Annotated in this window: 22 protein-coding genes; 12 read left to right on the forward strand and 10 right to left on the reverse strand. The window is 56.0% G+C overall.

Annotated elements, in window-relative coordinates:
* The first annotated feature begins 52 nt into the window (after window positions 1–52).
* The 5 genes from WBP50_RS04840 to WBP50_RS04860 all read left to right on the forward strand — a co-directional run bounded on the left by WBP50_RS04840 (window position 53) and on the right by WBP50_RS04860 (window position 4,147).
* On the forward strand, window positions 53–1,195 hold the full coding sequence (locus WBP50_RS04840; protein ID WP_423932136.1) for a trans-sulfuration enzyme family protein: 1,143 nt from the start codon (window positions 53–55) through the stop codon (window positions 1,193–1,195).
* Window positions 1,196–1,309: 114 nt separating this feature from the next.
* Entirely contained in the window at window positions 1,310–1,522 is a 213-nt protein-coding gene (thiS, locus tag WBP50_RS04845; RefSeq protein WP_423932076.1) for a sulfur carrier protein ThiS, read from the forward strand.
* A 17-nt stretch (window positions 1,523–1,539) separates the two neighbouring features.
* The gene (locus tag WBP50_RS04850; RefSeq protein WP_423932077.1) at window positions 1,540–2,319 is read left to right on the forward strand and encodes a thiazole synthase; all 780 of its coding nucleotides are present in this window, start codon (window positions 1,540–1,542) and stop codon (window positions 2,317–2,319) included.
* The gene (gene thiH / locus WBP50_RS04855; protein ID WP_423932078.1) at window positions 2,316–3,383 is read left to right on the forward strand and encodes a 2-iminoacetate synthase ThiH; all 1,068 of its coding nucleotides are present in this window, start codon (window positions 2,316–2,318) and stop codon (window positions 3,381–3,383) included. The genes WBP50_RS04850 and thiH overlap by 4 nt, the downstream gene beginning before the upstream one ends.
* 20 nt (window positions 3,384–3,403) lie before the next feature.
* Complete coding sequence (locus tag WBP50_RS04860) at window positions 3,404–4,147, forward strand: HesA/MoeB/ThiF family protein (protein ID WP_423932080.1); 744 nt, start codon at window positions 3,404–3,406, stop codon at window positions 4,145–4,147.
* Window positions 4,148–4,204: 57 nt separating this feature from the next.
* Here WBP50_RS04860 and WBP50_RS04865 read toward each other — a convergent pair whose 3' ends face one another.
* Complete coding sequence (locus tag WBP50_RS04865; protein ID WP_423932082.1) at window positions 4,205–6,853, reverse strand: Mur ligase family protein; 2,649 nt, start codon at window positions 6,851–6,853, stop codon at window positions 4,205–4,207.
* A 347-nt stretch (window positions 6,854–7,200) separates the two neighbouring features.
* Between WBP50_RS04865 and WBP50_RS04870 the strand changes: the two genes are divergently transcribed.
* Genes WBP50_RS04870 through lpdA form a run of 3 tightly spaced genes read left to right on the forward strand, consistent with a single transcriptional unit; the run spans window position 7,201 to window position 12,738 of the window.
* Entirely contained in the window at window positions 7,201–10,032 is a 2,832-nt protein-coding gene (locus tag WBP50_RS04870; RefSeq protein ID WP_423932083.1) for a 2-oxoglutarate dehydrogenase E1 component, read from the forward strand.
* A gap of 9 nt (window positions 10,033–10,041) precedes the next feature.
* The gene (gene odhB / locus WBP50_RS04875) at window positions 10,042–11,286 is read left to right on the forward strand and encodes a 2-oxoglutarate dehydrogenase complex dihydrolipoyllysine-residue succinyltransferase (RefSeq protein ID WP_423932085.1); all 1,245 of its coding nucleotides are present in this window, start codon (window positions 10,042–10,044) and stop codon (window positions 11,284–11,286) included.
* 15 nt (window positions 11,287–11,301) lie between these two features.
* Complete coding sequence (gene lpdA / locus WBP50_RS04880) at window positions 11,302–12,738, forward strand: dihydrolipoyl dehydrogenase (protein WP_423932087.1); 1,437 nt, start codon at window positions 11,302–11,304, stop codon at window positions 12,736–12,738.
* A 113-nt stretch (window positions 12,739–12,851) separates the two neighbouring features.
* Here lpdA and WBP50_RS04885 read toward each other — a convergent pair whose 3' ends face one another.
* From WBP50_RS04885 to WBP50_RS04910, 6 genes are all read right to left on the reverse strand, one after another.
* Window positions 12,852–14,612 (reverse strand): DEAD/DEAH box helicase, encoded by a 1,761-nt coding sequence (locus WBP50_RS04885; protein ID WP_423932088.1) that lies wholly within the window; start codon window positions 14,610–14,612, stop codon window positions 12,852–12,854.
* Window positions 14,613–14,857: 245 nt separating this feature from the next.
* Window positions 14,858–15,316 carry a hypothetical protein gene (locus WBP50_RS04890; RefSeq protein ID WP_423932089.1) on the reverse strand — a complete coding sequence of 153 codons (459 nt, stop codon included), beginning with the start codon at window positions 15,314–15,316 and terminating at the stop codon, window positions 14,858–14,860.
* 82 nt (window positions 15,317–15,398) lie between these two features.
* Window positions 15,399–15,965 (reverse strand): 2'-5' RNA ligase family protein, encoded by a 567-nt coding sequence (locus tag WBP50_RS04895; protein WP_423932090.1) that lies wholly within the window; start codon window positions 15,963–15,965, stop codon window positions 15,399–15,401.
* Between the two features lie 24 nt (window positions 15,966–15,989).
* Window positions 15,990–16,793, reverse strand: a complete 804-nt coding sequence (locus WBP50_RS04900) for a TerC family protein (RefSeq protein WP_423932092.1) — start codon at window positions 16,791–16,793, stop codon at window positions 15,990–15,992.
* 6 nt (window positions 16,794–16,799) lie between these two features.
* Complete coding sequence (locus tag WBP50_RS04905; protein WP_423932094.1) at window positions 16,800–18,713, reverse strand: potassium transporter Kup; 1,914 nt, start codon at window positions 18,711–18,713, stop codon at window positions 16,800–16,802.
* Window positions 18,714–18,942: 229 nt separating this feature from the next.
* Window positions 18,943–19,761 (reverse strand): DUF3298 and DUF4163 domain-containing protein, encoded by an 819-nt coding sequence (locus WBP50_RS04910; protein ID WP_423932095.1) that lies wholly within the window; start codon window positions 19,759–19,761, stop codon window positions 18,943–18,945.
* Between the two features lie 254 nt (window positions 19,762–20,015).
* On the opposite strand from WBP50_RS04910, the gene WBP50_RS04915 reads away from it, so the two are divergent.
* A complete protein-coding gene (locus WBP50_RS04915) occupies window positions 20,016–20,489 on the forward strand; it encodes a rubrerythrin family protein (protein WP_423932097.1) in 474 nt (157 codons plus the stop codon).
* 107 nt (window positions 20,490–20,596) lie between these two features.
* Window positions 20,597–21,091 carry a ferritin gene (locus WBP50_RS04920; RefSeq protein ID WP_423932098.1) on the forward strand — a complete coding sequence of 165 codons (495 nt, stop codon included), beginning with the start codon at window positions 20,597–20,599 and terminating at the stop codon, window positions 21,089–21,091.
* A gap of 103 nt (window positions 21,092–21,194) precedes the next feature.
* Here the strand turns inward: WBP50_RS04920 and WBP50_RS04925 are convergent, their stop codons facing one another.
* A complete protein-coding gene (locus WBP50_RS04925; RefSeq protein ID WP_423932100.1) occupies window positions 21,195–22,040 on the reverse strand; it encodes a metallophosphoesterase family protein in 846 nt (281 codons plus the stop codon).
* A 163-nt stretch (window positions 22,041–22,203) separates the two neighbouring features.
* Between WBP50_RS04925 and glgP the strand changes: the two genes are divergently transcribed.
* Both glgP and WBP50_RS04935 read left to right on the forward strand, forming a co-directional pair.
* On the forward strand, window positions 22,204–24,318 hold the full coding sequence (gene glgP / locus WBP50_RS04930) for an alpha-glucan family phosphorylase (protein WP_423932101.1): 2,115 nt from the start codon (window positions 22,204–22,206) through the stop codon (window positions 24,316–24,318).
* Between the two features lie 11 nt (window positions 24,319–24,329).
* Complete coding sequence (locus tag WBP50_RS04935; protein WP_423932103.1) at window positions 24,330–25,274, forward strand: dihydroorotate dehydrogenase; 945 nt, start codon at window positions 24,330–24,332, stop codon at window positions 25,272–25,274.
* 89 nt (window positions 25,275–25,363) lie between these two features.
* Here the strand turns inward: WBP50_RS04935 and WBP50_RS04940 are convergent, their stop codons facing one another.
* Window positions 25,364–25,735: a four helix bundle protein gene (locus WBP50_RS04940; protein WP_423932105.1), complete on the reverse strand. Its 372-nt coding sequence runs from the start codon at window positions 25,733–25,735 to the stop codon at window positions 25,364–25,366.
* Between the two features lie 115 nt (window positions 25,736–25,850).
* Entirely contained in the window at window positions 25,851–26,945 is a 1,095-nt protein-coding gene (locus WBP50_RS04945) for a DUF4407 domain-containing protein (protein ID WP_423932107.1), read from the reverse strand.
* Window positions 26,946–26,982: the final 37 nt, after the last annotated feature.

The raw sequence follows: 26,982 nt of genomic DNA on the forward strand, positions 1-26,982 counted from the left end.
GCTGTATTACCTTGTAGCAGTATATGAGTTGAGCAACATAACAAAAGGCGCCATGCAGTTCGAAACCCTCGCAATCCATGACGGGCAGACCCCTGATCCGGTTACAGGATCGGTTACGTTTCCGGTTTTCCAGTCCTCGACGTTCGAGCGGGAAGACCTTAACCATCACAGGGAGTTCTTTTATTCGAGAATCGGAAACCCGACGCGCAAGGCTCTCGAGTCGTCTCTGGCCCTGCTCGAGAACGCCCGTTTCGGTCTCGCCTTCGCTTCGGGCGTAGCCGCAACCATGGCGGCGCTGCAGGTGGTGCGGCCCGGCGACCATATCGTTTCAGGCATCGACATCTATGGGGGCACCTACCGGATTTTCGAACAGCTGCTGCGCCCCTGGGGCGTTTCGATCACCTATGCGGAAGATGAATCGACGGAAGGTTACGAGGCATGCATCCGGCCCGAAACAAGACTCATCTGGCTGGAAAGCCCGAGCAATCCACTGCTCAGGATTTCCGACATCAGGGCGCTTTCCGTTGCGGCAAAACGGAACGGCATACTGATTGCCGTGGACAACACTTTCGCAAGCCCCTATTTCCAGCGCCCGCTCGAACATGGCGCCGACATCGTCGTGCACAGCACGACCAAATACCTCGGAGGACACAGCGATGTGATCGGCGGGGCTGTCGTGCTTGACGATGAAGCATTGCACCGGACCATAAAGAACTATCAGGCTGCGGCAGGAGCCATCCCCGGCCCATGGGATTGCTGGCTGGTCATGCGGGGCTTGAAAACCCTGAAAATCCGCATGAAGGAACATGAGGCAAACGCCATGCACCTGGCCCGTCTTCTCGAAAAGCACCCTGCCGTCGAGCAGGTGCTCTATCCCGGCCTGCCTTCACACCCGCAGCACGAACTTGCGAAACGCCAGATGAGCGGCTTCGGCGGCATGCTGACCTTCGCCCTGAAAGGCGGCCTTCCGGCAGTTGAAAATCTGGTCGGCCGGCTGAAGCTCTTTGCCCTTGCCGACAGTCTCGGCGGGGTCGAATCCCTTGTCGCATCTCCGGCAAAAATGACGCTTGGTGCGCTCTCCGCTGAAGAACGCCTGAAACGGGGGTGCAGCGACAACCTTGTGCGCATGTCGATCGGTCTGGAGCATGCAGGGGATCTTGAAGCCGACCTGCTCGGGGCACTCTCCCCGCCCTGATGCAGGTCGACTCGAACACTCCTCAGGGAGATTGACGGAAGCCTCTCCGACAGAACAGGGCCGTTATTCCTTTCATCGTTATTTTCAGCTGCTGAAAAACCGAACATGCATAAAATGCCGCAAATAATTACTATACAGGTAAACGGAGAACCGTTCACGCTGCCCGGAGGTTCCTCGGTCAGCGATCTGCTGGCCGGCATCGGCCCGGAGGAAAAAACCGTGGCAACCGTAGTCAATGACAATATCGTCCGGCCAGAAAACCGTCCCGCCGCCAGCCTCGAAGAAGGCGACCGGGTTGAGATCCTGATCTTTGCCGGAGGAGGCTAACCCTCTCAACAACACTTATGGACTTACTGCACTTAGGTAGCTATACACTCTCTTCCCGCCTGATTCTCGGAACAGGCAAATTCAGCAGCGCAAGCGTGATGCTCGAAGCGGTAAAAGCTTCGGGAGCCGAACTTGTCACCGTCGCTCTCCGCCGCTTCAACCGCGAACAGCCCGGCGACGATCTCTTCACGCCGCTCACCTCGATTCCCGGCATCACGCTGATGCCGAACACTTCCGGCGCTTCGACGGCCGCGGAAGCCGTGCATGCAGCGAGAATAGCCCGTGAGCTGTCCGGCAGCCCGTTCATCAAGGTCGAAATACATCCCAACCCGCAGCATCTCATGCCGGACCCGATCGAAACGTACGAAGCATCGAAAATCCTCGCGAAAGAGGGGTTTCTGGTCATGCCCTACATTCCGGCGGATCCGGTGCTCGCCAAACGGCTCGAAGAGGCCGGATGCGTATCGGTCATGCCGCTCGGATCGGCAATCGGCAGCGGGCAGGGACTTGCCACTGCGGAAATGCTGCGCATCATCATCCGCGAAAGCAACATACCCGTCATTGTCGATGCGGGATTACGCTCTCCTTCCGAAGCTGCGCTGGCCATGGAAATGGGATGCGATGCCGTGCTCGTCAACAGCGCCGTTGCCGTTGCCGGCAACCCTCCGGACATGGCCGAAGCCTTCGCCGAAGCCGTCGCTGCCGGACGAAAGGCATTCAGGGCTGGAATCATGGAAAAAAGCGGCCTGGCCGCAGCAACAAGCCCGCTCACCTCTTTTCTTGGGTCCGAAGCATGAACCAGCTGCCTGAATGGCTGAGTGCCGGTCGCGATGAGACCCGCTTCAGGGCCATGCTCTTGCCGGATTCGCCCTACACGCTCGAGCAGCTTGCCGCAGAGTCGAAAGCGCTAACCCTCCGGAGGTTCGGGCGCACCATGTCGCTCTATGCACCGCTCTACCTTTCGAACCACTGTTCGAGCGGCTGTGCCTACTGCGGCTTCGCCTCCGACAGAAAAACGCCGCGCCGGCGCCTCGAACAAGAAGAGATACGAAAAGAACTCGATGCCATGAAGCGGCTGGCCATCAGCGATGTGCTGCTCCTCACCGGAGAACGCACCAGAGCCGCGGATTTCGACTATCTCCGTGATTCCGTGGCAACCGCGGCTGCAAAGATGCAGCGCGTATCGGTAGAGGCCTTTCCCATGAGTGTCGCAGAATACCGGGAACTGGCCGATGCGGGATGTACCGGCATAACGATCTACCAGGAGACCTACAACCCCCTGAGCTACGGCGAACTTCACCGGTGGGGTCCGAAAAAAAATTACCGGGAGCGGCTTGAAACGCCCGCAAGAGCCCTTGAAGGGGGTATGAAGAGCGTCGGCCTGGGCGTCCTGCTCGGACTTGCAGACCCGCAGGAGGAGGCGCTCCTGCTCTACCGCCATCTCCTTCATCTCGGAAGAACATACTGGCGTGCGGGCCTTTCGGTCTCTTTCCCCCGGATCCGGCCGCAGACCGGCAGCTACCAGCCCCCTTTCCCGGTCAGCGACCATCTGCTGGCCCGCATGATCTTTGCCTTCCGCATCGCTCTGCCCGATGTGGAGCTCGTGCTCTCCACCCGCGAAAGCCCGGCTTTCCGCGACGGCATGGCCGGCCTGGGCATTACCCGAATGAGCATTGCAAGCCGGACCACGGTCGGAGGCTACTCCGATCCCGAATCGGTCGAACGGGGCCAGTTCGATGTCTTCGACGACCGCTCGGCCGAATTGTTCTGCGATGCTCTGCGCGAAAAAAACATCGAACCGGTTTTCAAAAACTGGGAACACACCTATAACGGCCCTTCATCGCCGGAAATGGCCACGTGAGTTCCGGAAAACACGAACACATGGAACTGAACGAAACGCAGCGCGAACGGTACGGGCGCCATCTGACACTCCCGGAAATCGGTCATGAGGGGCAGGAAAAGCTGCTCCAGGCAAAAGTTCTGGTGGTCGGAGCCGGAGGGCTCGGCTCCCCTGCAGCACTCTATCTGGCTGCGGCAGGCATCGGAACCCTGGGCCTCGTCGACGGCGACAGGGTGGAGCTCGGCAACCTGCAGCGTCAGATCCTGCATACAACCCCGTCAGTAGGAACCCTGAAGGTCTCCTCCGCAGCGGAAAGGCTCAGGGCGCTCAATCCCGACACCCGGCTCACGCTTCATCCATTCCGTCTCGACGAAGAAAATGCCGGAAAGCTCATAGCCAGATATGATTTTGTGATTGACGCTACAGACTGCTTCAAAACGAAATTCCTGATAGCGAAAACCTGTCAGGCTGAAGCGAAGCCCTACTCTCATGCCGGCATAAACGCATTCACAGGACAGACCATGACCGTCAGTCCGGGCGAAAGCGCATGCCTCCGGTGCGTTTTTCACGAAGAAGATTTCCCTGACAAACAGATTCCGGCGGGGCCTCTCGGCGCACTTGCCGGAATCATGGGCGCCATACAGGCTACCGAAACAGTCAAGTTTCTGCTTTCGATCGGCGCGCCTCTCTGCAACACGATCCTTACCTGTGACTGCCTTTCCATGACCATGCGCAGGGTTCAGGTAAGCCGCGACCCCCGATGCCCGCTCTGCGGAAAAGCATAACGCATAGAGCTGAAACCACCCTCCTTCGGCTCCGGAAAGCCAAAAACATGCCGATCCTCAACCATCGCGCAGCTCCTGCAAGACCTGAAGCGCAACCCATGGCTCGGCAAGCAGAACGACCAGATCGCCGGGTTCCGCCCGCTTCATGATCGTTCTGATGGCATTGGCCTGGTCGCGCTCGGTGACGATGAAATCCGGCGCAACCCCATGTTCAAGGAGGCACTGGCGGCTGCAGGTGATCATGCGCTCCTGCGGATCGCCGTCTCCTGCCCATTCAGGGTTTTTATCGACATAGATCGGCGCCGTGCCCAGCACGAAATCATCGAAGGTACGGGCAAGATCAAAAGCGCTCGCAGCCAGATGCGAACGGTGCCGGCATCCTAATTTTTGGTTGAGCAGGCGGCGTTTGCCCGCAACATCGAGTTTGCCGGCCACCCCGCATAATTCCCGAATACCCTCGGGATTGTGGGCGTAGTCCAGCAACACCCGAAAGGGAAAACCCTCAATGAAATTGTACCTGCCGGGATTCTGTTCCGCTGTATTCGCAAACGTTGCGAGCGACTTCCGGATGACGCCGGGGGGAATGCCCTGCGCCCAGGCAAGCGCAGCGGCAAAGAGTGCGTTGATTTCATTGAACTGCAGAAGCCCGTTCATGGTTGCCGGAATCTCCTGCAGCGGCATCAACAGGAAATGCGTCATCCCTTCTGCCAGCACGATCCAGGAAGTCCCCTCATGAATGCGGCAGAACACTCCCGGTCCTCCCGATCCGAGATGCTGCTGAAAATCAAACGCTGTGGCATCGCGGGAGACCAGAACATGACGGGGCGCACCTGCATAGGCAAGCATCGCCAGGCATAAAGAGTCTTCGGCATTGACCACGACAGCGTGAGCGGCACGTTCGAGTACTTCGGCCTTGAGACGGGCCATCTCTTCCAGGCTGCCTATGCCGTCCACGCCGATATGGTCGTTCTGGACGTTCAGCAGCGCGGCTACATCATAGCGGTCGCAGGGGTGACCGAAAAGAATGAGGCCTTTGCGCGGCATCTCGAAAACCGCCGTCTCCACAGCTGGATCCTCGAGCAGAATCCGTCCTCCCGGATAACCGGAAAGATTCCTCTCGGAAACCATGTCGGAGCCTACCCAGACCCCGTTGGTGGTACAGACTCCGGAAACCTTTCCGAATGTCGTCCAGATATGGTGCAGCATCAAGGCTGTCGTGCTCTTGCCGTTGGTCCCGGAGATCGCTGCCGTAGGGATCCTCGCCGACAGGGACCGGAACATCCTGTCTATAATTTCACCGTTGATATCCCGGCCGGGATCGCCGATCCAGTGAGGACGAAAACCGGGCTGGGCATTGACTTCTATGATCCAGCCTCCGGCCTGGCGCCACGAGCGGGAAATATCCGGACAGAGAAAATCAACCCCTGCGATATCCAGACCTACCAGACGAACAGCCCGCTCGGCAAGCCGACGGTTATCGGGATGCACCCTGGAGGTGACATCGACGGCACTGCCTCCGGTACTGACATTTGCCGTACGCCCCAAAAAGACAAAACGACCGGCTTCAGGCACGCTTTCGGGAACCAGGCCCTGATCCTGAAGACAGCGCCGGGCGTCGTTGTCCAGAGAGAGCGCAATCAGCAGGCTTCGCTTCCCCCTGCTCCTGCGGAAATCGGCATTTTCCCTGTCGACAAGGGCGGCAACCGTATTTCTGCCGTCTCCGGTAACTCCCGGAGGAATACGCATGGCCGCAGCCAGCAGTTCTCCGCCCACAACCAGCATCCGGTGGTCCTGACCGGCAACATGCTTCTCGACGATGACACCTCTTCGACTGAGCTTCAATGCAGACTCGAACGCCCGCTGCAGCGTTATCTTATCGCGGATATCCGGCACGACGCCCTGACCGAAATCAAGATCCGGAGGCTTTACGACAACCGGCCAGCCAAGACGCAGGGCGGCCGTCAACGCCTGCTCCACGCCATGAACCAGAATGGACGGAGGTACAGGCACTCCGGCCAGCCGGAGAAGATTACCGGTCTGCATTTTGTTGCGCGCGATGCGTGAGGCAAGAACCCCCGTATTTCCCGTGAAACTGCCATCCATGTGCAGTGCGCTGGAGCCCCAGCCGATACGCAGCGTATCGGTTGCCGACGAAACCGCAGAAGGAATGCCGCGCAGCCTGGCCGCCATGGCGAAGCGAAGGGTGTTGGGTGACAATCCGCCGCCATGAACTTTCTGCAGCCACTCGCTGAATTCTTTTTCCGGGCTCTCTTTCGGGGAGGGCTCCCTATGGGGCTGCAACCAGAAATGCAAATACCTGATCGCGAACTGCAGCGCGCTCCTGAGCACCGCCTCGCGCTCCCAGGGCAGGGCGAGTTCGATGGAAAGACCCGACGAAGAAACCACCCGACCCTCACCCACGGGGTCTCTGGCCCAGCGCTGAAAAGCAACCGTCAGTGCGGCCAGCCAGCGACCGGCCGGAGAATCGCAGCAGGGCTCTACAAGGAGGAAACCGGGCAGATCCTGCTCCCACATACGTAAAAACGGCTCTTTTTCGAGCAGTCGCACAACCTCGTCACAAACATGACCGTCAACAGAACCTGAACAGTCAGTCCGCCCGACGCACTGAAGGGTGGCCAGAGCGGTTTTTCCCGATAGTCCGGCATAAGCCCCCGGGTAAAATTTCAGCGCCTCTATTTTTATCATGGAAAACCTGGAAAACAGCATTTTCGGATTTCAGCGGAGTATCCGGAATCTCACCATCACCGTCCGGAAAAACGTAACTGACAAGGTACAAAAACAATATAACTCATGCGTTCGACCCCCCGAAACGGGAGGCAAATCGCCCGGTTTTCATTTTTATGCAGCAACTTTTATTAACGATTGTTAGCTTTCTTTTCACGGAAACTTCCACAATAGAAACTCCTTGGATATATTTCGTAGTTCGTTTTTATTCCGCCATGCATCTTCAGCAATCAAAAAGAACGGCAACAAACCGTCAGACACACCGATAATCACCCCTGCAACCCTATTACAGCAAGGCAGTTCACATCATGATACAGCAGGATAACAGCAGCTCCTATCTTTTCGGAGGCAATGCCCCTTATATCGAAGAACTTTACGAAACCTATCTCGACAATCCGGGTTCGGTTCCGGAAAACTGGCGTACCTACTTCGACGCGATGCAGAACGTTCCGGCCTCTGACGGCAGCGACTCGCGGGATACGGCCCACTCCCCCATTCAGGCATCATTTGCCGAACGGGCAAGGCTGGGTCCTATCTGCAGGATTGTCGCAAGTCCGGACGCCGGACTCGGACGCAAACGGGTATCGGTTCAGAAACTCATTGCCGCTTACCGCAACATCGGCTCACGCCGGGCGGACCTCGATCCGCTGAAACGCCAGGAACGACCCGCACTGCCCGATCTCGAACCCTCGTTTTACGGCTTTTCGGATACCGACATGGATATTGTTTTCAATACAAGCAATACCTATTTCGGCAGCGAAACCCTGCCGCTTCGCGAACTGCTCAAGAACCTGAGGGAAACCTACTGCGGCACCCTCGGCATAGAGTTCATGTACATAACCGACCAGACCGAAAAACGGTGGTGGCAGGCAAAATTCGAGACCATCCGGGCGAAGCCCGATTTCAGCCCCGACAGAAAAAAACATATCCTCGAACGCCTGACGGCCGCCGAGGGGTTCGAACGGTACCTGCATACCCGCTTTATCGGCCAGAAACGATTCTCCCTCGAAGGGGGAGACAGCCTCATTCCAGCAATGGACGAGCTGATCCAGCGCGCCGGCCGCTCGGGAGTGCAGGAAATCGTTATCGGGATGGCGCACCGTGGAAGACTGAACGTTCTGGTCAACATCATGGGAAAGAATCCTCCCGATCTGTTTGCGGAATTCGAGGGCAAGCATGCCGGCGAACTCCCGTCCGGTGATGTAAAGTACCACCAGGGGTTCACCAGCGATATCGTAACGCCGGGCGGACCGGTCAATCTCTCCCTTGCCTTCAATCCGTCGCACCTTGAAATCGTCAACCCGGTCGTCGAAGGCGCCGTAAAAGCACGGCAGGTCCGGCGTGAAGACAGGGACGGCTCGCAGGTGCTGCCGGTACTGATCCACGGGGATGCTGCATTTGCCGGACAGGGCGTGGTGATGGAAACGCTCAACCTTGCGCTGACAAGGGGTTACGGTACGGGAGGAACCGTGCATATCGTCATCAACAACCAGATCGGCTTCACCACCTCCGATCCCCGCGACAGCCGCTCGACAACGTACTGCACCGATGTCGTCAAGATGATCGAGGCCCCGGTGCTGCATGTCAACGGCGACGACCCGGAAGCCGTCGTTCTGGCGGCGCAGATGGCTCTCGATTACCGGCAGGCGTTCAAGCGCGATGTCGTGATCGATATCATCTGTTTCAGAAAACTGGGCCATAACGAACAGGACACCCCGGCCATGACCCAGCCGCTGATGTACAAGAACATCGACAAACATCCAGGCACACGCAAACTCTACGCCGAAAGGCTCGTCTCCCAGGGCATCATCAAGGCTGGAGATGCCGATGCGATCAGCAAACAGTTCCGCAAGGATCTCGATGAAGGCCGCTACAGCGCCAATCCCGTGCTCGTCAATAAAACCATCTTTACGGCCGAACCTGTCTCGGGAAGCCATGAGGCGTCGGAAACCGGCGTCCCGCTTGCCGAACTGCAGCGGCTTGCGGAAAGAATCACCAGAATCCCCGAAAACTTCAAACTGCATCCGCTGGTTGAAAAGGTGGTGAACGACCGGGCCCGTATGGGACGGGGTGAACTGCCTCTCGACTGGGGAATGGGAGAACATCTGGCGTTCGCGTCCCTCGTTGCAGGCGGTTTTCCGGTACGCATTACCGGACAGGACAGCGGCCGGGGCACCTTCTCGCACCGCCATGCGGTGCTGCACGACCAGAACCGTGAAAAATGGGACTCCGGCATTTACATTCCGCTGCAGAACGTCACCGGCAGCCAGGCGCCGTTCACGGTCATCGACTCGGTGCTTTCCGAAGAGGCCGTGCTCGGTTTTGAATACGGCTACTCCATATCGGCTCCCGATACGCTGGTGATCTGGGAGGCCCAGTTCGGGGACTTCGCAAACGGAGCACAGGTGCTTATCGACCAGTTCATCACCTCCGGAGAGGTGAAATGGGGACTTGCTTCAGGCCTTACCCTCATGCTGCCGCACGGCTACGAAGGTCAGGGCCCGGAACACTCTTCGGCACGGCCTGAAAGGTTTCTGCAGCTGTGCGCCGAAAACAACATTCAGGTCTGTCAGCCGTCCACTCCCGCCCAGATTTTCCACCTGCTGCGACGCCAGATGACAACAATGGTCCGCAAGCCGCTGGTGATTCTGACACCGAAGTCCCTGCTGCGCAAAAAGGAGGCGGTATCCCGGCTCGATGAGCTTTCGGACGGGGTGTTCCGGAACATCATCAGCGACACGTCGGCCGACCCGAAAAAAGTCACCCGGATACTGGCCTGCTCCGGCAAGGTATACTATGACCTCCTTAACCGCCGAAGTGAAAACACCTCCGAGACGGTCGCCATTATCCGTATCGAACAGCTCTACCCCTTCCCCCTCGAAGCGTTTGCTGCCGAGCTCCGGAGATATCCGCTGCTGAAGGATATCGTCTGGTGCCAGGATGAGCCGAAAAATCAGGGGTACTGGCGTTTCCTCCAGCACTATATCATGAAAACCATGACTCCCGGCCAGCAGTTCGGCTATGCCGGCCGTCTGGCATCGGCATCAACCGCATGCGGCTATGCCGCCATGCATGCGCTTCAGCAGCAAGCCCTGCTTGACGAGGCTTACGGCGAATTCAGCGTTTTTTTCAACAAATAATATGCTCAAATGGCAATCATTGACGTCACCATATCCCAGTTGTCCGAATCCGTTGCCGAAGCAACGCTGCTGAACTGGAAAAAACAACCTGGCGATGCCGTTGCTGAAGATGAAATCCTGTTTGAAGTCGAAACCGACAAGGTGGTATTTGATGTACCGTCGCCTTCCTCCGGAATTCTTTTCGAGATTCTTGTAGGGGACGGCGGAACGATCGTACCGGGACAGGTTCTGGCAAGAATCGACAGCGAAGGCAAGCCCTCGGCGGAAGTCCCGGAAGCCATGAAGGAGGAAAAAAACGCCGGAGACCCCCAAAACAAGCAGCCGGAGGAGCCCCAGGCAAAAGAACCCCTGACCATGCCTTCCGCTTCCAGGCTCATGGCTGAAACCGGTCTGAGACCCGAACAGGTCAAGGGAACGGGAAAAGAGGGAAGAATCACCAAGGGCGACGTGCTGGCAGCGATTGCCGGAGGAACCGAACCGGCCGAACCGGCAGCGAAGCCGGTGCAGAAACATGGACCCGTAGAGGCCCACCGGGAATCCCCCCAGGTGACCGACAGACCCGAGCAGCGGGTGCCGATGACCCGTCTCAGGGCACGCATCGCCGAAAGACTGCTGCAGTCCCAGGCGACCAACGCCATTCTCACAACCTTCAATGAAGTCAACATGCAGGCGGTTATCGAGTTGCGGAGCCGCTACAGGGAATCCTTCGAAAAGGAACACGGCGTCAAGCTCGGTTTCATGTCTTTCTTCGTCAAGGCCGCGGTGCAGGCACTTCGCAAGTATCCGGTACTGAACGCGTCGGTAGACGGCAAAGATATCATTTATCACGGCTATTTCGACATCGGCATAGCCGTCAATTCACCGAGAGGTCTCGTCGTTCCCATTCTGCGCAATGCCGACCAGATGAGCATTGCCGACATTGAACGCAAAATCGCAGACTACTCGACAAAGGCAAAACTGGGCAACCTCTCGCTTGAGGAACTCAGCGGAGGCACCTTCTCCATTTCCAACGGCGGCGTGTTCGGCTCGATGCTTTCAACACCCATCATCAATCCGCCGCAGTCGGCAATTCTGGGCGTCCATGCCACCAAAGAGCGGCCCGTTGTCGAAAACGGGCAGATCGTGATCCGTCCGATGAACTATCTGGCGCTCTCCTACGACCACCGCATCATCGACGGCCGCGATGCCGTTCTCGGCCTTGTTGCAATGAAGGACGCGCTGGAAGACCCTGCGCGTCTGTTACTCGATCTTTAAGAAACAAATACACTTATGAGCAAGTTATTCGACATTCTTGTTATCGGCGCGGGTCCCGGCGGCTACATAGCGGCAATCCGCTCGGCTCAGCTCGGGTTTTCGGTCGCATGCTGCGAGTTCAGCGCTTATGACGATCCGTCCGGCGAGCCACGGCTTGGCGGCACATGCCTCAATGCCGGCTGTATTCCCCTGAAGGCGCTCGTTGCCTCTTCCGAAGCCTTTGAAAAGGTATCGCACAACCTTGCCGACCATGGCATCACCTTCAGCGAGGCAAGCATCGACATCGGCCGGATGCAGAAACGCAAAGAGGATATCGTAACCAAAATGACCAGCGGCATCCAGTTCCTCTTCCGAAAGAACAAAATCACCCTCCTCAAGGGCCGCGCTTCATTTGCAGGAAGAACCGAAGAGGGATTCCGGGTCACGATAAGAGGCAAGGAGGGCGACGAGGAGATCATCGCCCGGAAAGTGATTGTCGCAACCGGCTCCAAAGCCCGTCATATTCCCAATGTAAGGGTGGACAACGTGACAATCTGCGACAACGAAGGCGCACTGAAATTCACCGAAGCCCCGAAAAAGCTCGGCGTGATCGGTGCGGGTGTGATCGGTCTTGAAGTGGGATCGGTATGGCGAAGGCTCGGCGCAGAGGTCACGGTGCTTGAAGTCATGCCGTCGTTCCTTGGCGCGGCCGACGAGAACATATCGAGAGAGGCGGCGAAACTTTTTTTGAAGCAGGGTCTGCACATCAAGCTCGGCGTCAGGATCGGCCAGGCAAAACAGCTTGAAAGCGGCGTGGAAATCGCCTATACCGACGATCAGGGCGCAGAACACATGCTTGAATGCGACAAACTGATTGTGTCGGTAGGCCGGGTGCCGAATACCGATCAGCTCAATCTCGAGGCAGTGGGGCTTCAGACCGACGAACGGGGCTTTATTCCCGTCAACGAGCACTGTGCGACAGCGGCGCCCGGCATTTATGCCATTGGCGACGTGGTGAGGGGGCCCATGCTGGCCCACAAGGCTGAAGACGAAGGGGTGATGGTCGCCGAACTGCTTGCCGGCCAGAAGCCGCACCTCGACTACAACACCATGCCGTGGGTAATTTACACGACTCCGGAAATCGCCTGGGTTGGAAAAACCGAGCAGCAGCTCCGTGCCGAGGGACGTGAATACAAGAGCGGACAGTTCCCGTTTGCCGCCAACGGCAGGGCTCTCGGCCTGGGAGACGCCGAAGGGTTCGTTAAAATGCTTGCCGATGCGAAAACCGATGAAATCCTCGGCGTGCACATTATCGGAGCCAATGCATCCGATCTTATTGCCGAAGCCTCTCTGGCCATGGAATTCAGGGCTGCATCCGAAGACATTGCCAGAACCTGTCATCCGCATCCGAGCCTCTCCGAGGCTGTTCGGGAAGCCGCTCTGGCCATCGATAAAAGAGCGCTGAACATGTGAGAGACCAGAAGTTTTCGGACCTTAAAAAAAAGACCTGCAGAAACTTGTTTTCTGCAGGTCTTTTCGTCCTGACTTTTCCGAACCCCGCTTAGGGAAGTTCCGGAGAAATAACGTTACTTGCGCTTCTTCTTGTGCCCGGTGAAATAGGACGGTTCACTGCGAAAGTCCGATTTCGGCTTCGGCTTTCTGCCTGTACCGTATGACGGTTTGGCCCGCTCCTCCATTTTCGTCGGGCGGAGCTGACGTCCGCACACCCGAACCTTTCGCAGTTCATGAAAAACGTCGTTCGGCATTCCTTCGGGAAGCTCGACGGTACTGAACGAATCGTTTATGGAAATTCTTCCGATCGATTCGGGATCGAGGCCGATCTCGTTGATGATGGCGCCGAGAATATTGCCGGCTTTCACACCATGCTCGCTTCCGACCTCCAGACGATAGCACTCACGTCCCTCGTCGGCGCTGTATCCGTCTTTCTTCTGCTTTCTCAGAGGACCCCGGTCTCTTTCCTGACGGTCGTGACCCTCCGGGCGAGAAGCCCGTTCAGGCTTGGATGAGAGCAGGAGAGGAGTTTCGCCCTGAAACATCGAAGCGAGAGCGGCGGCGGCCTCGAGCTCTGAAATGTCGTGCTCCCGGCAGTACTGTTCGATCAGGCGGGTGTAGAACTCCAGATCTTCGGCAGCGATGGTATCGGTAATGCGCTGTTTGAACTTGGCTATGCGCTTGTCGTTGATGATTTCCGTCGAAGGAAGCTCCATCAGCTCGATCCGTTTCCGGGTAGCCTTCTCGATAGCGTAGAGCATGTTTTTTTCTCTCGGAGAAACAAACAGAATCGCTTCGCCGCTTCTTCCCGCACGACCGGTCCGTCCTATCCTGTGCACGTAAGACTCCGTATCGGAGGGAATATCGTAATTGATCACATGGCTGATGCGATCGACATCGAGTCCCCTTGCCGCAACGTCGGTGGCAATGACAATGCTCAGCGTGCCGTCCTTGAGCTGATCAACCGTGCGCTCCCTCTGGTTCTGAGCCATATCGCCGTTCAGCGCCGAAGCCGCATAGCCCCTGGCCTGCAGCTTTTCAGCAAGTTCGAGCGTCATGGTTTTGGTGCGAACGAAAATGAGTATCCCGTCGAACGGTTCGAATTCAAGAATACGGGTCAGCACATCGAGCTTGTGGCTCCCTCCGACAATCCAGTAGCGCTGGCGGATGGTCTCGACGGTGGTCGTTTTATTCTGGATGATTACTTCTGCGGGGCTCTTGAGATGTTTCTGGGCGATACGGCGGATCGGCGCCGGCATGGTAGCCGAAAAAAGAGCCACCTGACGGCTTTCGGGAGTCTGATCGAGAATCCATTCGACATCGTCGATAAAACCCATACGCAGCATCTCGTCGGCCTCATCGAGCACCAGGCACTGCAGAGCGTCAAGCGAGAGCGAACCTCGCCGCATATGGTCCATCACCCGTCCGGGCGTACCGACAACCACATGCACTCCCCTTTTGAGCATGCGCAGCTGCGTTCCGTAATCCTGGCCGCCGTAGATCGGCACCACATGAAACCCTTTGAGATACTCGGCATACCGGTGAAAAGCCTCGGCAACCTGAATGGCAAGTTCCCTGGTCGGAGTCAGCACCAGAGCCTGGGGCTCCGCTTTCGAAAGCACGATATTGGAGAGCACCGGAAGCGCAAAGGCGGCGGTTTTTCCGGTACCGGTCTGTGCCTGCCCGAGAACATCGCGGCCCTCGAGAAGCAGTGGGATGGTCTGCGCCTGGATGGGAGTAGGCTTCTCGTAGCCGACCTCTTCAAGCGCCCTGAGCAGCGGTTCAGCCAGCTCCAGACTGCTGAATTTCAAAACGGATCCATTTTCTTCAATCATACTGTCCTTTTCCTGTAATAAAATTATTAACAATGCTTAAACAGCATTCACTGGAGTGGCAGCCATGCGGGAAAGGAATAATCTGAAGGAGAGTTTTGCCCGTCAGGAAAAAAATCCTTGCAAACAGGTAGACAGTAACGATCTGTAGAAAAGCAGAAATATGGACACCTGATCTTTCTTAGCATCTTCACCACGCGGTCAAATGCGAATTTATAGATACGAATTTATCCTGTCAATTACGAATATTATTTCCCTGTACCTCCTGTAGCGGAGCCGGGAGGCAGCACGGAGACCGGCAATGCGGGAAAGCGCATGTTGAGTTTCCGGAAATAGTCAGGACTGTCGAGGCATTCGGGATTGTCCGGCTCCGAACAGGCAAGTTCCGCAATACGCCAGCGTCCGCCTGATTTCCTCAGCAAAGCCGAAACGCCCTCATAGCGGCTGCGTCCGTCCGGTGACTGCGGCAGTGTTTCCGCCCATGCCCAGCCGTCCTGCGCCTTCAGAAAACCGACCACAAAAACCACATCGAGCCGGTGCAGGCGGAAAATTTCTTTCCGCAGCGCATCGAGAATCTCCCGCCGTTCAGTGCTGCCCGGAGGAGGAGTGCCTGCCAGCCGCTCTTTCCCTGACAAAGCTCCGGGAAGGAGGAGCAGCAGAAGCACAAGCATGCACGCTATCCGCCGTGCCAGCGCGAAAGGCTTCATCCGAAATGTTTTTGTTGCTACCTGACAAAGAGAACGACAGCCGGCAATAATAGATTCCCGCACCGATTGCAGCCATAGAAAATCACGACGGTTTCCTGCCGCAGAAACTGGCGTCGCACAAAACACGGTAGCGTGCACCGGAAGGCTTCAGCTCCGACTCGCAGAGTCGTATCCGGTCGAACATGCCTTTCCATGCAACCGTGCGCGTTTTCCGGTAAACATCCGGAGATGTTTCAGCCCGTGACCGTGCGGCAGTCGAAAGACGCGCAATGGTCATATGCAGAAAAAAAGGGAGCATTTCTGCCTTTTCCGGAACAAAATGATCGGCAAGTTCGCCATGAAGCTGAAAAAGAAGATCGGAAGCCCTGCCCGCAGCCCAGAAAAGACGCGGATGAAGTTTGTCGGGACCGGGAGAGACCGTCTGGAAATCGAGGGTAAAAGGGGAATACGCCGATGCGGCGGCGGAAATCCTCCGGCAAACCGGAGCGATATCCAGACACCGCCATGGAGGCACAAGAGTAACATGCAGATATTGCGGAGCGATCCAGCGAACCGCAGTGTCGGGAAAATCAAGGCTGTAGCGCTGAACCTCCCCCTGCAGTGCGGCGGAGGCCGGCATACCGATAAATACCCTTCGAAAATCGTTCATCGGTGAGAAAAAGAGGAAAGCTCTTCAATAATCGGCATCCTGCTCTTTCGGCTGCATGCGTGCAGGCACGTTAAAAAGCTGGCTGGTCAGGACAGGAATGAAAAATACGGCCACCGTCACGGCCGAAGTCAGCGCATCGGCCTCGTGACCGCCGAGAAACCGGCTCAGGTGAGCCTCGGGGTAATAATGTTCGAACACCGACAGTGAAAGCTTCACGCCGAGAATACCCAGCACGATGAAAGCGCAGGTCTCCAGAAACGGATACTGCTCCATCAGGAGAACGAACCCCTGGGCAACGAAACGCATGGCGAGAATACCGATAAACACACCCAGCCATATCAGCAGAATGTTGTCGCTGAAGGCTACCGCGGCAAATACATTGTCGATGGAAAAAGCCAGATCCATCAGCTCGATAAGCATGATCGTGGACCAGAATGCACCCAGAGACCCGACGGTCACCCGGTAAAACCAGTTATCCTGCTTGTCGAAATAGTCGTCCTGCCCGCTGGAGGTCTTGCGCCCCTTCCACCACGAGACAACCAGATAGAGCAGGTAGATGCCGCCGAAGGGTTTGAGCCACCATATCTTGACCAGTACCGCAGCAAACAGCAAACAGACGCCCCTGAACAGATAGGCTCCGAGAATACCGTAACGCAGTGCCGCCGAACGCTGCTTCTGCGGCAGATCCATAACCATGGTTGCCAGCACGGCTGCGTTATCGACCGAGAGCAGACTCTCGATCAGAATCAGGTTCAGCACGATCAGAAGCGAGGGAACCGGATTATCGATTATCTGGCGAACCAGATCATGAAATACCGAAAAGTCCATAAGCGATCAGATTTGGACCTGCATACCGATTTCAATCACCTGACCCGAAGGAAGATCATAATAACCTGTCGCACTGATGGCGTTGCGCATCATCAGGGCATAAAGCTTCTTTCGCCACACGCTCATTTTCGATTTAAGACCCGTGACGATTTTCTCTCGGCTGAGGAAAAAGCTCGTCGCCTCGAGGCGGAAATGAAACCCTTTGTGATGGGCAAGCGAAAACACCTGCTGGATGCTTGGCGACTCCATGAACCCGTAACGGGCCACGACCTTGTATATCCCGTCCCCGCATTTGACCACCTCGACCTTGCGGCTGTTGGGAACCCTCGGCACCCTTTCGGTGCTGAAATGAAACAGGGCGACCTCCGAATGCAGAATCTTGTTATGGCGCATATTGTGCAGCAGCGCGACCGGAATCACATCAGGATTCGCCGTAAGATAGACCGCCTGGCCGCTCACCCGCTGCGGCTGCTGCAGGGCAAGGCTCTGTATGAACTCGTCGACGGTCAGGGTACGGTCCTTGAGCTGTTTCATGAGCAGGCTGCGTCCCTGCTTCCAGGTATAGAGCAGGGTAAAAATGAAAAGGCCGATGACCAGGGGAAACCATGCTCCATGCAGCAGCTTGCTTGCACTTGCGCCGAAAAACGACAGATCGATGATGAAAAAGAAAGCGATCATCACGTCGATAGCCATCTTGTTCCATTTCCAGATATCACGGGCCACATAGTAGAAAAGCACCGTGGAAATAAGCATGGTCGCCGTCACGGCAACGCCGTATGCCGCGGCAAGCCTGCTTGAAGAACCGAATCCGATAACCAGACTGATGGTTGAGACCATCAGTCCCCAGTTGGCCGCCGGAACGTAAATCTGCCCGTAATGACCGGCAGAGGTGTGGCGGATGGTGAGGCGGGGGAAATATCCCAGCTGGATCGCCTGCTGGGTCAGGGAAAACACCCCGGTAATAAGTGCCTGGGAAGCGATAATCGTGGCCGTCGTCGAAAGAATCACCATGGGAATAAGGCCCCAGGAGGGAACAAGCGCATAAAAGGGATGATGCGATTCCTGAGGCGAAGCGAGCAAAAGGGCGCCCTGCCCGAAATAGTTGAGCAGCAGCGATGGCAGTACGAATAAAGCCCACGTAAGACGGATAGGAGTTTTTCCGAAATGGCCCATATCGGCATAGAGCGCCTCGGCGCCGGTTACGGAAAGAAACACCGCACCGAGAACCAGAAAGCCCTGCATATGGTTTCCCAGAAGAAACCGGAAGCCGTACCAGGGAAAAACCGCCTGGAGAATTTCGGGGTAGCGGACAATCTCGATCAAACCGAGAACCGCAATGACCGCAAACCAGACCATGATGACCGGTCCGAAAAATGCCCCTACCTTGGCCGTGCCGTGATGCTGGAAAAAAAACAGGCCGGTGAGAATCACTACCGTTACCGGGATGACCAGATCCTTGAACGCAGGAGCTATAATCTGCAGCCCTTCGACCGCACTGAGCACGGAAATCGCCGGGGTGATCATGCCGTCGCCGTAGAGCAGAGACGCGCCGAACAGTCCTATGGCGACAAGAAACCACCGCTCATGCCTGTTCTTTCGGCTGTGTCCGATAATGAGTGCCGTCAGCGCCAGAATGCCGCCCTCACCCTCGTTATCGGCCTTCATGATAAAGGTCAGATACTTCAGCGAAACGATAAGAATCAGCGCCCAGAAAAGCAGCGAAAGCACTCCAAGCACATTATCGTGAGAGACAGCAATACCGTATTCACCATGAAAACACTCCCGGATAGCATAGAGAGGACTGGTGCCGATATCGCCGAACACCACACCGAGAGCTACAAGAGAAAGCGAAGCAAGGGCTTTGAAACCAGGGCTGCCGGATAAATGAGGTAAATCAGCGCCTTCTTGAGAAGTTGCCATGAACAAAAAAGCTTCTTGAAAAAATAGGCCCCGTAACTGAAAAAGCAGAAGAGTCCTGAAACACCCGCAAAAAAACGGAGCTTGTATTCACTCACCAGTACGGTAACAAAACCGAATTTACGGAAAAAGAATTCGCTTAATCAAACAATCGGGCAGAAAAGAACGGAAATACGCGTCAAACACACCCGATACCCGGCAAAAGAACCATAACTCCTCCTGAGAGCCCCGGTCAGGGGACCTGATCCCGGTGAACATCGAGATACTCCGGCTTCAGCAACCCTTTCAGTTCCCCGTAATGCAGCTCGATTTCAGTTTGACCGGCGGCATAAGAAGCGATTTCGTAAGGATTGTACAGAAAAACCACCCCGCTGGGCGTCATGGCGAAATTGGTGGTGAAGGCAATCCGGTTTTCAAACAATCCGCCCTTCTCTCCATCGAGCCTGTCCGACGCAGAAAGCCCTCTCTCCTCCCTGAAGCGGGCTTCGATCAGGGCATTGAGACGGTCCTTGAATCCGGGCACGAACACATCATCGATAACGAGGCGTCTGCCGGTTGCCGCATCGAAAACAAAACAGGTTGTCATATGCATGCCGTGCGCTCCCCCGGTATAGGCGTAGGAAGAAAGCTGCATCGTCAGAAGCTTTGTGCCGTTCAGCAGCACCGCGCCGCTGAGCTCGAACTGGTAGGGCATACCCATACCCGTCTCCTGTCTGTCCTTATCGTAAACTTTCAGGAAATGCCCGGCAAGTGCCTCTGGCGTTCTCGGCCCGGAATACCCCTCGCCCGGAGAAAGAGCCGTACTGTCGGCAATCCAGGCCGCCACCATCCGGTTGATCGAGCTTGCCGCCGCTCCGCCAGAAAACACCGGATACTCCCCCTTGCACCAGGTATCGCGCTCACCGGGAGTTTTCGCGTCGCTGTATACCTTTTCAAAACGCTTCATCTCATATCCTGTGACCGCAGCCGCCGCCTTTACCGGGGTTCCGGAAAAGGAGGAGGGGTCGTGCGGTCCGGAACCGTTGCACGCCCTGCCGGAAAGGACGAACATGAGAACCGGAATCGCAAAAAAATGTAGAAGAGTCACCCTCATGGTTCCTGGGCTTTACGGGTTGATCGACGACGCACACATTCACGCTCTTGCGGAAAAATACATCAAATCAGGCGAACAATCCTTACCCTCATAACCCTTCCCGAAAATTTCCTGAACAATCCCCGCGCCGCAGGGCATCGCAGGGCTCAACACTTAATCCGCAAGATCGTATATTGCCTTTCAGCTGAATCACAAACCAAACAGACCCGGCTATGACCAACATGATCTCGGAGCATCTCGACGAATCCATAAAGCTCGAACTCAATCTTGCCAAACTCTACACAGTGCTCAACGACCTGTTTCCCGAGGACGAGGATTTCTGGTGGCAGCTTGCCATGGAGGAACGGGGACACGCCGCGCTGCTCCAGCAGGAGAAAAAACAGCCGCAGCCTCTCGAGTTTTTCCCTGAAAACCTGCTGGCCGGCGATCTGGAAGCCCTCATCCAAGCCAACTCGAGGATTGCGGGCCTGATCGAGCAGTACACGAAAACGACTCCATCGCGCAAGGAAGCTTTTTCAACGGCGCTCGAACTCGAACTGGCCGCGGGAGAATCGCATTTCCAGAATTTTCTCGACACACCCTCGCATTCGCCGTCGGTCGAGATTTTCAAACAGCTCAATCAGGAAGATCGGGACCATGCCGAAAGAATCAAGGCCTACATGAGGGAAAACGGTATCGACGGATAAAAAAAGGAAACCGGGGAACTGTCAGGCACAGGCCTGCGTTGATTCTTACAACTGCATATTATTTAATATTTTACATAATAATTATAACGATAAAACGGAGAGACTGCATGCTCAGTAAAAAACTTGAGAAGGCATTTAACGAACAGATCAACCACGAATTCGCGTCATCCTACCTCTATCTGTCGATGGCCGCATATGCCGAGTCCGAAAACCTTCCCGGTTTCGCAAGCTGGCTCAAACTTCAGACGAAGGAGGAGATGGGACACGCCATGAAACTCTACAAATTCGTGAGCGAACGGGGCGGACGCATTCAGCTGCAGGCTATCGAACAGCCGAAAACCGAATTCAAGTCTCCCGCCGGACTGTTCGAAGAGGTACTCGGCCATGAGAGAAAAATAACCTCGCTCATCAACAAGCTCTACGAAGTCGCGCTGGAAGAGAAGGACTATGCTGCACAGGTCATGCTGCACTGGTTTATCGAGGAACAGGTAGAGGAAGAGGCTGCTGCATCGGAAATTCTCGAAACCCTGAAAATAGCCGGTGAAAAAGGCCATGCGCTCATCATGATGGACCGCCAGCTTGCCCGCCGCGGTCAGGGCTGAACGGCTTTTGCCACAAGGAAAAGCGATAACCCTGTAGTGTAACCATAAAAAAAGCTGCCTTTTCCGGCAGCTTTTTTTATGGTGAACACCACTGATTTCCGGTTCACGGCAGACTCAGAAACTGTTGCGCGCAGCTTCCGTCGGCGCCGATAACCATCTCGCTGTAGCGGTCGGGGGCATAACGGAAGCTCCCTCCGTTAACGATCTGCATCCCCTCCAGCGCGTAGGTCTGAAAACGGTGAAAATGGCCGTGCAGTATCACTCTTGTCCGAAGAGCCTTCATCGCGGCGATATATTCACTGCGGTTGATCAGCTCCATGGTCCAGTCGAAAGCCTGGTCGATCGGCGAAAGCGTACCGTATACCCTGAGTGCATGGTGGCAAAGTCCGACGACAAAACTTTCCTGCAATGCATCGGTTACATCTGGACGGGAAAGCGCCCGGAGTTCCGAAGTCTCGATAAACCCTCTCGCCCCGAGAGGATTGTCCGACCGGTGCCAGGGCCAGACGGAATTGACTGCGGCAAAACCCAGAGAGAGTGCGGGAAACTTCATCACCTTTATAAAAGGGAACCCGGCCGGCACACCCTCGCCTCCCGCCATCAGTTCACCGAAGAGGCTGCAGAACGCTGCAAGTCGCTCCTGCAGGGCTCGCCGGCGGTTTCCGGGAAAAGGGTTCAGCGCGTTGTAGATCCGCATCTCCTCCTCGATATTTATCAGATCGTGATTTCCGGGAATCAGCGTCGTCCGCTCCCAGGAGAAAAAGCCGTGCTCGGCGAGTTTCTCCCGCATGACGGACCATCCGGCCGGAGATCCGGGATCGCACAGGTCTCCCGTAATGACGAGATGATCGATCCCTCTCAGATTGAAATGGTGCAGCATCCTGTCAAGTCCGGCCAGGCCTTTGCGGTCATTTCGGCCCCCGAGATGCGTGTCGGAAATATGCGCCAAAGTTACCGTATTGTGAATCACTTGCAGCGAATTGCGGTTTTACAGACTAAAAGAGTAAATTAAGCCATAATTTTTCAATGCAGCTTCTGCAGCCGAGAGTGATAAGATACACTCTTTCTTTGATAAGCTTCTGCAAGTGCATGTTAACTATTCCCGCAAACCTATGCGCAAAACCGTATCGTCCTGTAAAGAACTAACAAGAAATCTCTGGTGGTCATGGGACACTGAAGCCAAAGAAATTTTCAAGGAACTCTCCCCCATTCTCTGGGAGAGGGTCAATCACAATCCTGTTGAACTGCTTCGGCATATATCCAATGACGAACTCCAGTCGCGCTGCCAGTGCGAACTGGGCGAAAAAATCGAACGGGTAGCCGAACGTTTCAGAGCCTACATGAAGGAACCCGCCACATGGGCGGCGGCAAATGTTCCTGAACTCGTCAAGAATCCGGTAGCTTATTTCTGCGCCGAATTCGGCATCCACGAAAGCGTCAGAATCTATTCGGGCGGCCTCGGCGTGCTTGCCGGAGACCATATCAAATCCGCAAGCGATCTTGGCATCAACTTTGTCGGCATCACCCTCTTCTACAAGGAGGGCTACTTCCGCCAGTACCTCAACCACGACGGATGGCAGCTTGAAGACTACCCGCTGCAATACCCCGAAAGCCTGCCTATCGAAAAAGTCACCGGACCAGACGGCAAGGATCTCATCATTTCGGTCAGCATCGCACAGGGAGAGGTCTTCGCGCAGGCATGGAGCCTCAAGGTCGGAAGGGCAACCCTCTACCTGCTCGACACCAACATCCCGGCCAACGAATCGCACTACCGCGACATCTGCTGCCGAGTCTACGGCGGCGACCAGAACATGCGCATCAACCAGGAGATCGTGCTCGGCATCGGCGGTGTCAAGCTGCTCGATGCGCTCGGCATCACCCCTGCGGTCTACCACATGAACGAAGGCCACTCGGCATTCCTCACCCTCGAACTGCTTGCAAGGGAACTCGCCGCAGGCGTACCGATGGAAGAGGCGAAGAAAACCGTCAAGAACCGCTGCGTATTCACCACGCACACGCCGGTGCCCGCAGGTCACGACCGTTTCTCGCGTGACATGATGCACTACACCTTCGACCGTTACCTCCGGCAGTCCGCCATCGATTTCGACGACCTGATGCTGCTCGGTTCCGAAGACCGCAGCAACATCTACGGGCTCTTCACCATGACCGTGCTTGCCCTGAACTTCTCGAGAGCGGCAAACGGAGTTTCGAAGCTGCACGGAGAAGTATCCCGGCAGATGTGGCAGAACCTCTTTGAAGTCAATTCGCCCGATCTGGTGCCCATCGGCCATATCACCAACGGCATCCACTCGCAAAGCTGGGCCAGCGGAGCGACCGAACGCTTCTGGTGCAAATTCACCGACAGCCTCGACACCCTCACCGCATCGCGTGAAGCTGCCGAAGCCGTACTTGCAAACGTAAGCGACGAAGCGCTCTGGTGCCTCCGTTACCGCCTCAAACGCAATCTGATCGACTTTATCTACCGGTACCTGGCCAACCAGCTCTTCCACCAGCACACGCACTCGATGTATCCCGAATACGATTCATCCAGGCTGGCCAAAAACACGCTCTCTCCCGACGTGCTCACCATAGGGTTCGCCCGCAGGTTCGCCACCTACAAGCGCGCTCCGCTGGTGTTCAGGGATCTTGAACGCCTCAACCGGATCATCAACCATCCCACCATGCCGGTGCAGATCGTTTTTGCCGGCAAGGCGCATCCGCACGATGATGCAGGCAAGGATTACATCCGCCAGATTGTCGAACACTCCCGCAGACCCCAGTTTTCGGGAAAAGTGATCTTCCTTGAAAACTACAACCTCGGCGTAGCCAAACGGATGGTTTCGGGCGTGGACGTATGGCTGAACAATCCGGTGCGTCCGATGGAAGCAAGCGGCACATCCGGCGAAAAAACCGTACTGCACGGCGGCCTGAACTTCAGCGTGCTCGACGGCTGGTGGCCAGAAGCCTACAACGGAGAGAACGGATGGTCGATCGGCAACGGAGAGATGTTCGACGACTATCAGGAACAGGACCGTTTCGACGCCGAAAAGCTCTACGATGTGCTTGAAAACCAGATCATCCCGACCTATTACGAGCACGATGAAAACAACCTGCCGGTCAAATGGCTCAAGAAAATCCGTAACGCCATCGCGACCATCGCACCGGAATACAACACGCACCGCATGGTCAGGGACTATGCTGAAAAGTACTACCTGAACCGCGACTGAGAACCGGAACCATGGGTAACGACGCTGCCATGAACACCATCAGGCCCGCTGCAGCCGTATCGCTCGGCCGCGGGCTTGACCTCAAATCCCCGGTCATGCTCGCCTCGGGCACCGTATCCTACGGTGAGGAGCTGAGCAGGCTCTGCAATCTCGGAAAAATCGGAGGGATCGTCACCAAGGCGATCTCTCTTGAGCCCCGAACAGGCAATCCTCCGCAGCGCATTGCCGAAACGGCCTCCGGTATGGTCAACGCCATCGGGCTGGCAAACGTCGGAGTGGATCGGTTCATTTCCGAAAAAGCACCCTTTCTCAGAGGGCTCGACACGGCGACAGTCGTCAACATTGCCGGCCGTTCGATAGACGACTATCTGGAAGTGGTTTCCCGGCTCGATGGCGTGGAGGGTCTCGACGGCTATGAAATCAACCTGTCATGCCCCAACGTCAAGGGCGAATGCATGATCATGGGCGTAAGCCGCGACGCCACCTTTGAAATCGTCTCGGAACTCCGCAAGGCAACCCGGCGACACCTCATGATCAAGCTGACCCCGAACGTCACCTCCATCAGCTCCATCGCACTGGCTGCGGAGGAGGCCGGAGCAGACTCGGTATCGCTGATCAACACGCTTGTCGGCATGGCCGTGAACTACAGAACCCGAAAACCGCTCATTAAAAACGTCACCGGAGGACTCTCCGGCCCGGCCATAAAACCCGTGGCGCTCGCCAAGGTCTGGGAGGTCTACAATGCCGTGAAAATACCGGTGGTCGGCATGGGCGGTATCGGCAGTTTCGAAGACGCCATGGAGTTCCTGCTGGTGGGCGCAAGCGCCGTACAGATCGGCACCATGAACTTCGTCTACCCTGACATCAGCCAGCGCGTCGCCGAAGCCGTTGAAGCCCATTTCTCCGCACCCGGCGCCCCGGCATACCGGGATTATGTGGGAAGCCTGATTGTTTAAATGCCGTTGGCCGTGAGCAGTAAGCAGTGGGCAGTGGGCAGTGGGCAGTGGGCAGTACGAGGGAAAAAACGGCAACAGGGAGTTATCAGTTAACGCGATTGGTCGTTTTTTGGTGGTAGCTGGGATTTCAGGGTTTGCTGAAGTTTATTGAGCATACAGAGAATGTGTTCAGCAGTCTGAATCCAGTTATTGCTGATTTCGCGGGAAATGAAATCAATATCCCTGCCGATATAGACCTGTGTTATGAATTCAGCGGTTGATCCCTTGGCTATGTCAAGAAATTTGATGCGTTCTCTTATGGATTCTTTTTCCATTCCTTCAGCAATGTTGCTTGGTATGGAGAGTCCCGAACGGCAGATCTGGTCACGAAACCCGAAATCCTTAGCGGGCGAGATGGTTTTATAGACTTCTGCACTCAACCGGCTACTTATTTTCCATACATCAAGCGTCTGGCATTTCATAAAACACCTTGCTATGAGCTGTTGACGATTTATTGCCTTATATGCACGTCCAGGCACTCACATCTTGCTACCCGCCGCTCACTACTCACGACAAACCACTCACCTCCCAAAGTCTTCACCTTTTCTGCCCCATATACCGGCGGGCATGCCGTCTGCCCGGCTTGGCCCCCATGAGCCGGTACTGGCGGACAACCCGGTTGCGGTTCAGGAACGCCGTGTTGGTGAGCTGGGCAATGATGCGCTTTTCGGTTTCGCTCCCTTCGACATCCGAAGGACCGGCATCGGAGAGCAGTTTGACGATAAGAGGAGCGCACTCGAACGCGATAAAAAGCAGCGTGATGAACTGAACCGCAGCTGCCGATGAGCGGCTCATGTCGCCACTGTCGTGCGTCAGTGCGCCAAGAGCCCAGTTCCTGTCAGCAAAACCGGCATGAACGGCTTTTCGCTCGAGCAGTTCGTCGGTAAGCATCATCTGGCGGTTGATCCCCTCGGCGGCTTTCTGCGTATTCATGTAAGTCTGGAGTTCGGCAAGCTGCGCGGCAAGAAACACCAGTCGCTGATGTTTGGCATCAACCACCAGCTCCTTGTTTTTCGCATAGGTGCCGTATCCGGGCACACCCGACGTCGTTGCCGTTTTCGAACCGAACACCTCCTCCTTGAGCTCCTCGCGAAGCCTGTTGACATCGCCGCTCAGGAGGTCGTACTCGGTCTGGTACTGTTTGATCTGCGACAGTTCCTGCGCATACTTTTCACTGAACGAAGCCTGAACCTTTCTGATCTGTTCCTTCTGATCGCCAAGATAACGCTCCTTGAGACGCTCATGGATCTCCTTGTCGAAAATCTTCAGCTCCAGCGGGCGGGCGATGACAATAGCTATCAGCACCGCAAAGACAAGCCGCGGCGAAGCCTGCCAGAACTGCCTGAGCCCTTTCGAGGTTTTACTGATGCTCGATACGATATAGCGGTCGAGATTGAAAATGGCGAGCCCCCAGAGCAGACCGAACAAAACCGACCAGAGAGGAGCGTAGGGATTGCCGGCAAAAACGAAGTAGAGCGCATAGCCGCCCGAAAGGCCGGCAAAAAGAGCCGTGAACACAATGGTCGCCCCGATACCGAGATATTTGCTGTGTTCGGTGGAGTACTTCTCGATAAAATGAACCGGAGTTCCGGAACATATCCAGAAAAATCGCTGCATCTGCGAAAAACTCATCCCCGGGGTTCCCCCTGCCCCCTCGGTAAGATTGAGG

The sequence above is a fragment of the Chlorobium sp. genome (assembly GCF_049593655.1).
Lineage (GTDB): Bacteria > Bacteroidota > Chlorobiia > Chlorobiales > Chlorobiaceae > Chlorobium.